Origin of the sequence: Micromonospora sp. NBC_01655, from assembly GCF_026339755.1 — a bacterium.
Classification (GTDB): Bacteria; Actinomycetota; Actinomycetes; order Mycobacteriales; family Micromonosporaceae; genus Micromonospora.
In genome coordinates this window covers 744,456-757,228 of record NZ_JAPEQF010000001.1, presented here as the reverse complement: position 1 = coordinate 757,228, position 12,773 = coordinate 744,456, and the positions used below count along the sequence as shown (strand labels likewise).

Genomic DNA, 12,773 nt, shown 5'->3' with positions numbered 1-12,773 from the left:
CCGCGGTCCAGGTTGGCCCTTTCCCGCTCGCCGGTCGATGACCTTGCCAGGCCGGCGGCACGACGGACACCGGTCACGCTGGTGCCGGCGGTCAGGGTGCGTACTGGGTGCGCAGTTTGCTCGTATCCCAGCCGGCGCGGTAGGCGCCGGCCTGGTAGGCGCTCTCCAGGAAGGCGAGGACCGTCGCGCGCGGGTCGGCGGCGGCGCGGGCGTCGTCGTACGTCAGCAGCGCGAGGTGTGCACCCCGGCTTTCGACCCAGTGCGCCTGCGCGGGTCGCAGCGGTTCCTCGGTGAGGCCGTCGGGCTCGGGCGAAGTGTAGGAGTAGAAGGCCGGCTCGGGAATGTTCTTGTCGCCGAACCAGAAGCCGGCGCTGATCACCTCGTGCGAGTACGCCTCCCGGGTCACCGGGTCGACGGTGTCCGGCTGCGGCACCTGCCGGCCCGAGAACCGGCTGACCGCGATGTCGAAGGTGTGCCAAAAGTGGTGTACCGGGCTGGTCTTGGCGTTGCACCGGGCGGCGTACTCCTCCAGCACCAGCCCCACCTGGCTGAGTACCTGCCAGTACCGGTTGACCCAGTACGGGTCGTACGCGTCGTGCGTGGTGTCCTCGGCGAACGGGATGCTGTCGCTCAGATCGTAGGGCTTGGCCACGATGTCGACACGGATGCCGAGGTACGAGAGCGCGGTGAACAGTCGCTCGTGGAACGCCGCGACGGACAGGCCGGGCAGCGGGAAGGAGACCGCCTGGCCGGCCAGGGTGTTGATGACCAGCCGGTGGTCGACGAAGTCGAAATCGATGGCGAACATCACGTCCCGGCCCATGGGCCGGGACGTGATGCCGCGGCCGGTCAGATGGAACGGCACCTGCCACCAGTGGTTACGCGGCGGCGCCTGGTCCAGCCGGATCTTGCCGACGATCTGAGCAAAACGGTGGACGGTTTCCTTCGAGTCCGCCCAAGCGGACAGCGGGATCGGCGGGAACAACTCGGTCATCCGGACTCCTCCGACAGCGTGCCGTACACCATTCGGGCCCATGTCGGCATCCTTCCCGATCCGATGGCCGAACGGGCGCTAAGCTCGCGCCTTCGTGAAGCCCGCCGTTGGGGGCGGGTCGTGAACGTGAAAGCGCCCTCCGGGCTGGCAAGGATGGGACTTGCTGAGGGTCGCAACCATTCGCCGCGGAGGGAACTTTCTAGATTCAGGTTACCGGGTCGCGCCCGAAGATCGTTGCCACTGCTGACGGGCCAGGTGTCGTCGGGCATACCGGGCTCGGCTGCTGGCCAACCTCGCCGATGCCACGGGGCTGGCCGGGGCGTTCACCGACGCTCTCGTGCTGTTGCGGGTCCGGTGGGCAGATCACGATCCTGGCCGGGTAGCGGTGGACGTGGCGGGCATGCTCGCCGATGGTGGGGAAAGCGATCGCTGACCTGGCGGTGGCGCGCGACCAGGGGGCCTTGTTCGGGCAGGTGGCGTCGGACCCGACCGCATGGCGGCTGTACGTGTTGGACGAGGCGGTTCTGGCCCGGTTGCAGGCCGCCGCGCCCGGGCCAGGGAACTGGCGTGGGCCCAGAGGATCGAGACCCGCAGGTCGCTGCCCGGCTCGACCGCCGCAGGACTAGCCGTCCCTGGCCTGGTGCTCGACGTGGACGCCTCGGTCGTGATCTGCCACTCGAGACGGCGTCGGCGCCCCGGACGTGAAAGAAGGAGTTCGACTACCACCCGTTGTTCTGCTTTCCCAATGGCTCCCGTTAGGCGTTGTCAGGGCTGCCGCAGGGAGAGCCGGGCCAGCGTCGGGCCACTTCTTCGGCACTGTCAGCCCTGGGCAAACCCGGTTGTTGCCGGTCGTCATTGTCGGGGTTGATGGCCTGGCGACGGCCTAGAGAGGCCGGAAAATCCCGCTGTTCCAATTTCCGCGATATCCCGCGAGGCAGACTCCTCGTCTTCAAGGATGTAAGGGGGCGGCCAGCCACGAGTCCCGGGCCGCCCCGTCCGTCATCAAGGCCTGGCCTTTGTCGTCCTTCGCCATGGCCGGCCCTGAACAGCAGAGGCTCGGTCAGCGTGGGTTGACCCAGCCAAGAGCCTTCTCCTCCCTAATGTGAGGGGCGGCCAGCACCGGAGGGGACCGTGGAATGGACCAGGACGCGCGCGAGCAGGGGCTGCTCACCGCCCTGACCACCGAGCACTTCGTGCTCCAAACTTCGCGCAGCGCCACGATCACCGAGTCCGTCGGGCGGGCGACTGTGTTTCTGTCACTGCTGTCCGCCGCGCTGATCGGGCTGGGCTTCGTCTCCAGCAGCGGATATCTGATCAAGCCGTACCTCGGCGCGGTGCTGCCGACCCTGGTGATCACCGGGCTGCTCACCTTCGCCCGGCTGGTGGAGAACATGGTGGAGAACTCGTTGAATCTCAAGCGCATCCAGGGCATCCGTGCCTACTACCACCGCCAGTTCGCCAGCGAGCACGACTTTTTCGCCGATGCGGTGACCGGCGGGGACAACACGCGGACGATCGCGGCGGCGGTTGGTAGCGCTGCATCTCGCTGGCAACTGCTACTGACCACGGCGGCCATGGTGGGTGCCGTCAATGCACTGCTGATCGGCCTGGGCGCGACCCTGCTGACCGGAGTGGCCAGCGGATCCGCCACGTTCGCGATCGCGATCGGTGTAGCAGTCGCACTGGTCGCCTTCGCCGCACAGCTCGCGTACATCAAGCGGGCCTCGATCTGGCTGAGCGGCTGATGGTTGCTGGGCCTAAGGGCTCGCAGAGAATCAACCTGTTGCTTCTGGTGACTCGGCTCGTTGGTGTGGTATGTGCGTCTCCGGTTCGGTCTGTCGCCAACTCGCGGTGAAGTTTGAGGTGTTGTTCGCGCATTTGGACGAGCGGCAGCGGCGGCTGCTGATGGGGGCCGAGGCCCGGGTCCTGGGACATGGCGGGATCCGGGCGGTCGCGCGTGCGGCTGGGGTCAGTGAGACAACGGTGCGTAAGGGTGTGGACGAGTTGGAGGCCGGCGAGGAACCGCTGGGGCGGGTGCGCCGGCCCGGCGGCGGTCGGAAGAAGGCTGCGGACGTGGACCCAGGTCTGCGACCCGCGCTGCTGGCACTTGTCGAGCCGGATGTGCGCGGGGATCCGATGTCGCCGCTGCGCTGGACGACGAAGTCGACCCGGAATCTCGCAACCGAGCTCACCCGTCAGGGACACAAGGTGAGCGCTGACACGGCCGGGGACCTGCTGCGTGAGGAAGGCTTCAGCCTGCAGGCCAATGCCAAGACCGTCGAAGGCACGCAACACCCCGACCGCGGCGCCCAGTTCCGCTACATCAATGACCAGGCCAAGGACCACATGGGTGCCGGGGACCCGGTGATCAGCGTGGACACCAAGAAGAAAGAGCTGGTCGGAGACTACAAGAACGGCGGGCGCCAGTGGCGGCCTCAAGGTGAGCCGGTGCTGGTCAAGACGCACGACTTCCTGGACCGGCAGGGGCTGGGCAAGGCAATCCCGTACGGGATCTACGACATCGCCGCCAACACCGGCTGGGTCAGCGTTGGCACCGACCACGACACCGCCGCGTTCGCGGTGGCCTCGATCCGCCGCTGGTGGCAGGCAGTCGGTCGCCACGAATACCCGCGTGCCGCCCGGCTGCTGATCACCGCCGACGCGGGCGGCTCCAACGGCTACCGCACCCGCGCCTGGAAGATCGAACTCGCGGCCCTGGCCGCCGAGACCGACCTGGACATCACCGTCTGTCACCTTCCGCCCGGCACATCGAAGTGGAACAAGGTGGAACACCGGCTGTTCTCCCACATCAGCATGAACTGGCGCGGCAGGCCGCTGACCAGCCACGAAGTGATCGTGAACAGCATCGCGGCGACCACCACCCGCACCGGGCTGAGAGTCCACGCCGAACTCGATCCGGGCACCTACGACACCGGGGTCAAGGTCACCGACGACGAGATCGATGCGCTTCCGATGACCCGCCACCGTTTCCACGGCGACTGGAACTACACGCTCCAGCCCGTCGGGTCCCAGCTGGCCGACGACCGAGAGGCAGGACCGCAAGCCGCCGCCACGAACAGCGCCGAGCAGCCCGGATGCCCGGACGGACTCAGCACCTCCCTGCTCCGCGACCCGGAACTGACGGGCATGACCATCGAGCAACTGGACGCTCTGGTCTGCTCGTTGATCCCGGCACTGGCACACCAACGTGAGCGGCTTCGCCACGAACGCCGGGGCAGTGAGCGACTCCGCGCGCGAGGCGCGGGCGCCAAGGACAAGCTCTCCGATACGGACCGGATCCTGGCCGCCGTCCTCTGCCTGCGCAAGATCGGCACCCACGACCTGCTCGCCCGGATCTTCGGCGTCGCCGGAAGCACGCTCACGCGGGCCGTCCAAGAGGTACGGCCCCTTCTGGCCGAACACGCGATCCCGCCCTCAACCGCCAGATTCCGCACCCCGGCCGACGTGGCCGCCCACCTCGACATGTACGGCAACCAGCCCCCGAGGAAGACGAAACGAACAGGTTGATTCTCTGCGAGCCCTTAGTGTCCTGAGTGGTGGACGCGACTGTCCGACCGCGAACGGTGTGGCGGGCCGGCCAAGCGCCGCCCGAAGCGCACGCCCCCCGCGCTCACGGATCTGGCTCAGAAGGCGTACAGGTCCAGGGCGATCCCGTCCGGTCCCCCGGAGTGGCTGACCGCGACCCAGTCGTCCCCGGCCCCGGCGAGCCAACCGGGGTACCGGCCGAGTTGGCGACCGGTCGACACGTCGTAAACGAGCACGACCAGTCGTTCCTCTACCGCGCCGCTGACCGCCACGAGGCGTCCGGTCACGCTCGACCGCCAGCTCGCCGAGGTGCCGGACAGTCCCGGGTCCGGCGCGGTCCACCGCATCGCGCCCGTGGCCATGTCGAGCAGGGCCAGTCCGCCCTCGTCGGCGGTGCGCCGCACCAGCACCGACCGGTCGTCCCCGTCGATCGGCACGCCGGAGGTGACGCCCTCCCACTGCTTCCTGCCGGTCCGCAGGTCGACCGCCTGGGGCCGGCCGGCGGCGGTGACCGCGACGAGCCGGGTGCCGGCCCCGATCAGAGTCAGCCCGCTGCGGTCGTGCGCCAGGACCTTGGCACACTCTCCGTCCTCGCGACGCCCGCTGAAGACCTCGCCGGACCAGCCTCCGGCGCCGGTGGCCGCGGCGACGGTGGCGATGCTGACCGTGCACCGCCGGTCGCCCCGGGGCGGATCGTTGTCGGTGGTCACCAGCAGGCCGTCGGCGACGAAGCCGTACCAGGCCCGGCTCGGCAAGCGTCCGGCGCCGACCTTGCCGGTGGTGGGTGCGACGGTCGTGTAGGTACGCCCGTTCAGCCGCGCCGCCACGTACCGCTGGGTCGGCGCGGCATACGGCGGGCGGACGCCGAGCGCCTCGTCGCTCACCCGGGCGAACCGGTCGGCGGGCAGTTTCCACAATTGGCGACCGTCGCGGACGTCCCGGGCGATGACGACACACTTCGCGGACTGTCCGGTGCCGACGCACTCCCGGTCGTACACGACCTGTTGCTGGACGACGACGTCCTGGGTGTCCTCGGCCCGCCAGCGGGTGGTGCCGGTGGCCGCGTCGAGCACCTCCAGCGGCCCTCCGTTGCTGGCGCTGAGGACGATCAGATCGCCGGCGACCGTGTACTGGTAGCTCACCGGGAACGGGTGACGCCAGCGGTCCTGCCCCGTGGCGCGGTCCACTGCCCGCAGTTCCCGTCCGTCGGGCACGACGATGACCTGGCCGAGCTGCGTCAACGGCTGGTCGAGCCGGTCGGCCGTCACCGACCAGATCGGCTCCGGGCCCTCCCGCTCCGCTCCGGTCTCGCTGCCGCGCAGGCTCTCCTGGGTCACCTCGACCCGCGGCGCCGGCCGCTCCGGTGGCTCCGCCCGTGGCCCGGTGCAGGCGGCGAGCCCGACGAGCAGGCTCAGGGCTGCCCCTGCGACGCTCAGACGGGGCGGGCGGTGCGACGGCGACAACGGTCTCTCCCTCGATCGGCGGCGTTGCCCACCATAGGGCCGGTGTCGACGTCGCTCACAACCACTCGTTGATGGCGGCGAGCTGGATGGTGGCTTCGTAGCGGACCGCGAGTTTGTCGAAGCGGGTGCCCACGGCACGGTTGCGCTTGAGGCGGTTGATGCCCCACTCCACGGCGTGACGTTGCTGATATATGTGCGGGCCGAAGGCTGGTGGCCGGCCTGTACCGTGCCATAACTCGTCGCACATGCTGTGAGCTGGGAGTTCTCGGCTCGGGCTGATGATCTCTGGTATGGCTGTGCGGTTGCTGTACCTGGGGATGATCCGACTGTTCAGTGGACTGGAGTTGTTGATCCGCAGTGACAGGGCGTTGCTGGTCGAGGTTCTCGTGCTGCGGCATGAGGTAGCGGTGCTGCGTCGGCAGGTTCCCGGCCGGCCGCGGTTGTCCTGGCCGGACCGGGCGATCCTGTCCGCCCTGGCCCGCCTGCTGCCGCGCCGCATGCGGGAACATCGGGTCGTCACCCCAGCCACATTGCTGAACTGGCACCGCCGCCTGGTACGACGCCACTGGACCTACCCGAACCGACCCGGGCGGCCACTAGTCAGCGACGAGATCCGGGAGGTGGTGCTGCGGCTGGCCCGGGAGAACTCGCGATGGGGACACCGCCGAATCCAAGGCGAGCTACAGCGACTCGGCCATCGGGTCGGGGCGGGCACGATCCGGCGAATCCTGGCCCACCATCGTGTCGGCCCGCCGCCCCGTCAGCAGGACACGGACTAGCGGATCTTCCTGCGCAACCAGGCGGCTGGCCTGTTGGCCATCGACTTCTTCCATCTCGACACGATCCTTTTGCGACGCCTGTACGCGCTGGTGGTCATGGAGGTGTCCACCCGACGGGTTCACCTCCTCGGCATCACCGCGCACCCCACCGGGCAGTGGGTGACCCAGCAGGCCCGCAACCTCACCATGGTGCTGGGCGAGCGCGCCAACCAGTTCCGGTTCCTGCTCCGCGACCGCGACGGCAAGTACACCGCCGCCTTCGATCACGTCTTCGCCGCCGAAGGCATCACCGTGGTGAAGACCCCACCCCGCACCCCACAGGCCAACTGCTTCATCGAACGCTGGGGACGCAGCCTCCGCGACGAGTGCACCGACCACATGTTGATCTACAACAGGCGGCACGCGTTGGCGGTAGTTGGCGAGTACGTGGACCATTTCAACGACCACCGGCCGCACCAAGGGCGGCAACAGCGGCCACCCAACCATAATCCGGCCGTCATCATCCCTATGGACAAGCCCGTACGCCGCCGAAGACGACTCAGTGGGGTGATCAACGAGTACCACCGGGCAGCCTGACGGAATCTGCAAAACACCAGGTCAAAGCCACCGAACGAGTTTTGGCACAGTACAGGGCCAACAGGCCGTCCGCGGTGGCGCGGGCCTTTCTGGCGGACATGCCGGTCAGGCGCAACGGCAGCTCCACGTTCTCAACCAGTGTCAGCTCCGGTATCAGGTCACCGAACTGCATCACGAAGCCGCACTGGCGCAGCCGCAGACCGGCTCGAGCGCGGTCACTGACCGCGCCGAGGTCGACGCCGTTGAGACGCACCGCCCCCCTGTCAGGGCGCAACACTCCCGCGAGCAGGAACAGCAGAGTGGACTTGCCCGACCCGGACGGGCCCGTGATCGCGACGACCTCGCCCCCGGCCACGCGCACGCTGGCCTCGCGCACGGCAACCGTCTGGCCGACCGTGTAAGTCAGACCGTCGCTCGAGACGACCTCAGCGCCCACACCGACATCCCATCCTGAAGATCACCCCAGAGTTGGCCCACGACGCTGAGGATGCCAGCCATGCGATCCATAGCACCCGCAGAGCAGCCAAAGGTGCCGCAACCATGTTCCGCCCGCTGACGCTTCACGCGACGCCCCCATCCGGCCCGCGTCATCGGGGCATCGGGGCGTAGTCGGCGACCAGGTACGACCGGTAGGAGATCACCGCGGGAATCGTCACGTTCAACTTTCCCGCCGTTGTGGTCAGCACCTCCTCGTACCCCAACAGCGTGCCCGAGCGCGGATCGACGATCACCGTGTACTGGGCGGGCAGACCGTGCGCGCTCGACGTGACCGGGAACGCCTCCCCGGCGCGTCCGGCCCGGTCCGTGACGGTTCCGGTCACCGTGATGCCCGGCAGGTCGGCCAGCAGCCTGAGCACCGCCGCCCGCTGGGCCGGGTTCAGCAGCCGCACCCCAGCGAGCTCGGCGACATCCTCCAGATACTGCACCGGCGCCTCGTGCACGGACCCACCGGCGGTCAGCCACCCGCGCAGCGTGGCCCCGTCCGTGGGCACCGCACCTGTGTAGCGGCTGGAGAATCCGCCAGCCGCGAAGTCCCGCGTCTCCTGCGACGAGTCGACCCGGCCGCCCCGCCGCTGCCACTCCCGCCGGTCGGCGTCCGACCGGAACGTCGGAGGCACTTCCTTCTTGACCATACGGCCGGCGTCGTCATCGCCCCGCCAGGAGCGCCACTGCTGCGCAACGACAGCCGACGTCGTCCGACCGCCCGAGATCGACGAGTTCAGGAACCAGTTCGCCGACTCCAGGTGCTCCACCGTGCCCGCCGGCCGATCGAGCGCCGGCTGCGCCGCCGCCACCGCGGCCAGACGCCGCAGCCGTCGACGTCGACGCTGCCCAGGACCACGCCTGTGCTCTGGTCGCAGGCAGTCATCACGTGCCGGGCGGCGGTGTCGGTGGTGCGGGAGCCGCGCAGGGTCTTTCCGTCTACGGCGATGGCCCTGCCGGCCGTCGAGGTTGCGGCGGTGGCCCGGCCGGCGAGCCAGACGCCGATCGCCGCGGACAGTAGCTGCGGGTCCATGGCCTGCAACAGCCGATGCGGGATTCAGGCCCGAAAGGGTTACTCCTCGTCGAGGTCGTCGTCCTCATCGTCGGTCAGTGGGCCGACCCGCGCGATGTTCACGATGTATCGCTCGTATCCGTCGAGTAGGCGCAGTTGCTCCACTTGCTCATTGTTGTCCTCTATTGACCATGCGGAAACGATGCGTTCGTTTATGTCATTCCGCCCGCCAATGGAGACGTGGAGCAAAAAAAGACCCGGGCCCCCGGATAGTGGGATTCTCTCCAACGCGCCCGGTTCAAAGCCAACGGGGCCAGCCGATACGTTGTCGACGATAAGTTGCCCCTCCGAGCATTCAATGCTAACTGTGCGATAGACCCAAGTGTTGTCGTCGGTGTTCCTGGGAGGCCAACTCTTGCCCGGATTTTCTTCCCAGACGCGCAAGACGATTCGTACTTCTCTAATTGACTGGGCGGTATGAAGATAGGCGTGGTACCTAGTAGCCGCGATGGCGTTGGCGCGAGCGGCTGCACGAGCTGCCGCTGTATCGTCTTCCTCGGCGTCGCAGTACGGGTCGCCTATCACAAGGCTTCCGTACATGGTCAATACGTCAGCTGAGCATTCAGCCGCAACTCTCATTTTTTCTCGCTTGTACTGGAAGTGCCTGCTGGTCTGGCCCGTCGCCCGCGATGGATCAGACCAACAGGTGCTAGGGCGTGACTCTTACGAAGAAAGCTTCTCCGTTAATGATTCTCATGGAGCCGTACATGGCACCGAGGCGGATGCCTGCCTCCCCATTGTCGTCTTTGTGTATTGGCCGGGCAGAGTAGCGGCGTGTCGGCTCGCCGGTCGGCCATGTGCTCGCCGCTCCCTCGTAGGTGGTAGCGAAAGGCCGTTTCACATCGATCCGACCAGCGCCAAGCGCGTCGTACAACGCGCCGTGGCCTCGACGGTGCTCCGCCACCAGGGACAACGCCGGCAGCGACCGTACCGGCCCATCCGCACACAACACCGCATCAGCCAACTCGAACAGCGCATCAGCCCTGGCAATTAGACAACGATGCAGTTCCGTACGGAACGCCGCGAGGTCCCCCGCCGCGCCTACGCGCTTGGCGTCATGCACACTGATCATCCCGCAGCCCTTGGCTCTGATCTTCTTCCCTAGACAAGAATAATGATCAACCAAGGGCTGCGGCCATGATCAGCCAGGGTCGATACCAACCGACCACAGGTTAAAGATCAATCTTAGAGGCGGTCGACGATCCTGCCGGTGCCGCGCTCGATGAGCAGACTGCTACCGGCGACGGCGACCGGATGCCGGCACTCGCCGACGTGGCGGGCGAGGTCGGCAGAGACCGCCACGCGGAGCAGGCCGCCCAGATCCGTTGGTACAGGGTGGGGTGACATCATCGGGGGTGGTTCCTTCTCACTGCTGGGACAGGGGCTGGACCCGGGCAGCGCGGCGGAGTGTTCTTGGCGGAATGTGCCGCCGCTCTGCCCGGAGAACGCGTCATCGGGGTGCGGCATCGGCCACCGCCTCCCCCGTGGTCAACAGGTGCAGCGGGTCGCGGACCAGGTGCGCGGTCGCGGTGGCGATCGCATCGGCGGTCACGTCCGGCACGTACGGCGTGCGGACCAGGGTGAACCCGGGCCGCCCCTGCGCAACCATCGACGCCACCCCGACATAGGCCGGGTCTTGCAGGCGGCGCGGGTGCTCATTCGGCGCGGCCGTGATGTCCGAGCCGAGCACGGCCGTGGCAGCCTCCGAGGTGCGCTGCGCGAAGCTGATCGCGACCTGGCAGTTGTCGCGGATCTTCGTCGGGATCGCATCCCCGGTCGCCTTCTGCGTCGCCAGAACGACCTGGATGCCGACGTTGCGGCCCTTACGGATCAACTCCTCCACCAGGCGGGCGGTCTCCCGGGCCAGGGCGTCGAGGCGCTTGGACTGCGCGTCGGTGCCCTTGGTCTCGTTCAGGAACGTGTGTGCCTCATCGATCACCACCACGACCAGAGGCCAGGAGGCGGACGGGCCGACGTGCCACACGTTCTTCACGCCGCGCACCGCCCGGATCGCGTGCTGCCGCGCGACCATCAACTCCCGTACCCGGGCCAGATGGTCACGGACTTGCTCCGGGTCGTCTTTCGCCGACAGCCACGCGCGGGTGAACAGGTCGTCGTAGTCAGGGCCGCCCTCGCCGTCGATCAGCACGAACTGCACCGCCAGGCACGGGGCGAGCTGGCAGAACCGGGCGTTCAGGAACGACGTCTTGCCGTAACCCGCCAGCCCGGCCACCACCACGCCGGACATACCAGCGGACCGAATGGTGACCGGCTGGCCGTCGGCGTCCACGCCAGCGACCCACACCGCCGGATCCGACCCGACCTCTGTCGATTCGGTCCAGTCGCGGGTTCGGTGAGGGGGTCGTGCAGCAGCGCCCGTATCCGGACCAGGCCGGGACGGACCTGCGCCACCCTCACCAGGGGCACCCGCCACACGTCGGCCAGATGCCCGGCTGCTTGGCTGAACTCCTCAACGCCGAGCCGACCGACGGTGGAGGCGTCGACGCCGCCCCACCGCTCAGCCGCCACGGTCACGGCTGGGATCAACTCCCGGGGCACGATCGTGCCCGGCGGACGGTTGGACCACCACGGCGGGCGGATCCGCTCGGTCTGCACGAGGCCGACGCGGCGGGCGGTTCGCCCCCACGTGTGCTTGATCCGCCACGCGACCCGCAGTACCGGGCGGAGTTCCTTGCCTGCTACTAGGTACCGCACGACGTGCGCGCCGAGCCACACCAGCGCTGCCAGGGTGGCGACCGCCAGCACGACCGCCGGTACCGCCATGACCAGGCGGGTATCAGGTGGATTGATCATCCGGGCTTCACCGCCGTCAACGCCGACGCCCGGAATATCTGCCAGGCCCGACCGTTCTTCTCCCCTGTCACGAACGTCAACCCGGACGCCTTGACCAACTGCCCCACGGCCAGGTCCTTCGGCACCGACGGCTGCGGCACCGACACCCGCAACACCTGCGGCTGCCCGCCCTCGACCGTCAAGGCGAGGGGCACCTCCACCAACGGCGCACCCGTGACCCGATCGGTCGCGGCCACACCGTTGGCCTTGTCCTTGAACTGCGGCCGCCGACACCAACAACGCCCTCATCGACGAAGTGATCAAATACCAGGCCGACCGAGGCAACTTCGCCCAGCAACCCGAACACCTCCGACGCCCCAGCGACGACGAGCAGGCCCCGCCACCCGCCAAGCGCCCACGCAGCAACCGCAACCGCGCACCGAAGCAGTAAGCCAGCCGGACCCAGGCCCTCGACCAAGATCCGACTGGCTCAAAACTGCTCTACAGGATCAAGAACGGCCCGGCCTGTCGGCCGGGCTGCGCGCACGCGCTACGGCCTACGGCCCCGCGCGCACGCCCAACCAACACAGAACCAGCAACCAGAAGCGGAGGCCGATCCACCAGGCCGAGGCCGCAACGATCGCCGAACCAGGCAGCCAACGAGGCACCTCCGGCGATCGACGCCGCACCGCTACGCGGCGCGCCACCGGAAGTCCCGCCGGCAGCGATCCAGTCGTCCGCAAGCATCATCGATACATGCACATGTTGCGCAAGCTCGTGACGGCAACCGTGAAGGCAACCCGAGCACACGGCGGCATCCCGCGACAGCCGTTCGCTACCATACGTAATCGCTCTGGCTTGCGCCTGATGAGTCCGAAACGACGACTCACAATAAATCACCTACAAGTTAGGTTGGCCTATTCAGTTCGGCACGAATATTCGCCGCGTCATTGCGCGCTGCTATCGATTCAGCAACGGCTTTACGACGATCTTCGTCATACAACAGAACAGTGGACAGCGATTCCAGGGCATCCGCAATCCGGTCTCGCCAGACGGCATAGGATTCT

General features: G+C 67.9%; 12 protein-coding genes and 3 pseudogenes. 5 read left to right on the top strand and 10 right to left on the bottom strand.

The genetic code is table 11. The annotated features are described in order from the left end of the window. Positions 1-91 precede the first annotated feature (91 nt). Complete coding sequence (locus tag OOK41_RS03650; protein ID WP_266262962.1) at positions 92-994, bottom strand: DUF5996 family protein; 903 nt, start codon at positions 992-994, stop codon at positions 92-94. 203 nt (positions 995-1,197) lie between these two features. Between OOK41_RS03650 and OOK41_RS03645 the strand changes: the two are divergent. The 3 genes and pseudogenes from OOK41_RS03645 to OOK41_RS03635 form a co-directional block, all read left to right on the top strand. After that, positions 1,198-1,750, top strand: a pseudogene (locus OOK41_RS03645) (transposase); the annotation flags it as partial. A 380-nt stretch (positions 1,751-2,130) separates the two neighbouring features. Further along, the gene (locus OOK41_RS03640; RefSeq protein ID WP_266262961.1) at positions 2,131-2,739 is read left to right on the top strand and encodes a hypothetical protein; all 609 of its coding nucleotides are present in this window, start codon (positions 2,131-2,133) and stop codon (positions 2,737-2,739) included. A 70-nt stretch (positions 2,740-2,809) separates the two neighbouring features. Continuing rightward, the gene (locus OOK41_RS03635) at positions 2,810-4,522 is read left to right on the top strand and encodes an ISAzo13 family transposase (RefSeq protein ID WP_266262960.1); all 1,713 of its coding nucleotides are present in this window, start codon (positions 2,810-2,812) and stop codon (positions 4,520-4,522) included. Positions 4,523-4,638: 116 nt separating this feature from the next. On the opposite strand, the gene OOK41_RS03630 is transcribed toward OOK41_RS03635, so the two are convergent. Next, a complete protein-coding gene (locus OOK41_RS03630; protein ID WP_266262959.1) occupies positions 4,639-6,003 on the bottom strand; it encodes a PQQ-binding-like beta-propeller repeat protein in 1,365 nt (454 codons plus the stop codon). A gap of 290 nt (positions 6,004-6,293) precedes the next feature. Here OOK41_RS03630 and OOK41_RS03620 point away from each other — a divergent pair, with 290 nt between their 5' ends. Together OOK41_RS03620 and OOK41_RS03615 are read left to right on the top strand one after the other, a co-directional pair. Beyond that, on the top strand, positions 6,294-6,782 hold the full coding sequence (locus tag OOK41_RS03620; RefSeq protein WP_266262958.1) for a helix-turn-helix domain-containing protein: 489 nt from the start codon (positions 6,294-6,296) through the stop codon (positions 6,780-6,782). A gap of 33 nt (positions 6,783-6,815) precedes the next feature. Continuing rightward, positions 6,816-7,358 carry an integrase core domain-containing protein gene (locus OOK41_RS03615; protein ID WP_266262957.1) on the top strand — a complete coding sequence of 181 codons (543 nt, stop codon included), beginning with the start codon at positions 6,816-6,818 and terminating at the stop codon, positions 7,356-7,358. Here the strand turns inward: OOK41_RS03615 and OOK41_RS03610 are convergent. From OOK41_RS03610 to OOK41_RS03580, 8 genes and pseudogenes are all read right to left on the bottom strand, one after another. After that, positions 7,333-7,794 carry an ATP-binding cassette domain-containing protein gene (locus tag OOK41_RS03610; RefSeq protein ID WP_266262956.1) on the bottom strand — a complete coding sequence of 154 codons (462 nt, stop codon included), beginning with the start codon at positions 7,792-7,794 and terminating at the stop codon, positions 7,333-7,335. The genes OOK41_RS03615 and OOK41_RS03610 overlap by 26 nt on opposite strands. A 151-nt stretch (positions 7,795-7,945) precedes the next feature. Then, complete coding sequence (locus OOK41_RS03605; protein ID WP_266262955.1) at positions 7,946-8,653, bottom strand: hypothetical protein; 708 nt, start codon at positions 8,651-8,653, stop codon at positions 7,946-7,948. Beyond that, positions 8,578-8,883 carry a hypothetical protein gene (locus tag OOK41_RS03600; RefSeq protein WP_266262954.1) on the bottom strand — a complete coding sequence of 102 codons (306 nt, stop codon included), beginning with the start codon at positions 8,881-8,883 and terminating at the stop codon, positions 8,578-8,580. Before OOK41_RS03600 ends, OOK41_RS03605 begins: the two co-directional genes overlap by 76 nt. Positions 8,884-8,913: 30 nt before the next feature. After that, complete coding sequence (locus tag OOK41_RS03595; RefSeq protein WP_266262953.1) at positions 8,914-9,453, bottom strand: hypothetical protein; 540 nt, start codon at positions 9,451-9,453, stop codon at positions 8,914-8,916. A gap of 295 nt (positions 9,454-9,748) precedes the next feature. Next, positions 9,749-9,985 (bottom strand): annotated as a pseudogene (locus tag OOK41_RS31855) (transposase); the annotation flags it as partial. 378 nt (positions 9,986-10,363) lie between these two features. Continuing rightward, complete coding sequence (locus OOK41_RS03590) at positions 10,364-11,203, bottom strand: FtsK/SpoIIIE domain-containing protein (protein WP_266262952.1); 840 nt, start codon at positions 11,201-11,203, stop codon at positions 10,364-10,366. Continuing rightward, a complete protein-coding gene (locus OOK41_RS03585) occupies positions 11,107-11,697 on the bottom strand; it encodes a hypothetical protein (RefSeq protein ID WP_266262951.1) in 591 nt (196 codons plus the stop codon). Before OOK41_RS03585 ends, OOK41_RS03590 begins: the two co-directional genes overlap by 97 nt. 26 nt (positions 11,698-11,723) lie before the next feature. Further along, a pseudogene (locus tag OOK41_RS03580) lies at positions 11,724-12,015 on the bottom strand (hypothetical protein). Positions 12,016-12,773 lie beyond the last annotated feature (758 nt).

Excerpts from the sequence above, each read along its gene's own strand:
- OOK41_RS03640 (WP_266262961.1), top strand. The coding sequence starts at position 2,131 with ATGGACCAGGACGCGCGCGAGCAGGGGCTGCTCACCGCCCTGACCACC.
- OOK41_RS03595 (WP_266262953.1), bottom strand. The coding sequence starts at position 9,453 with ATGTACGGAAGCCTTGTGATAGGCGACCCGTACTGCGACGCCGAGGAA.
- OOK41_RS03650 (WP_266262962.1), bottom strand. The coding sequence starts at position 994 with ATGACCGAGTTGTTCCCGCCGATCCCGCTGTCCGCTTGGGCGGACTCG.
- OOK41_RS03635 (WP_266262960.1), top strand. The coding sequence starts at position 2,810 with ATGTGCGTCTCCGGTTCGGTCTGTCGCCAACTCGCGGTGAAGTTTGAG.
- OOK41_RS03620 (WP_266262958.1), top strand. The coding sequence starts at position 6,294 with ATGGCTGTGCGGTTGCTGTACCTGGGGATGATCCGACTGTTCAGTGGA.
- OOK41_RS03585 (WP_266262951.1), bottom strand. The coding sequence starts at position 11,697 with ATGGCGGTACCGGCGGTCGTGCTGGCGGTCGCCACCCTGGCAGCGCTG.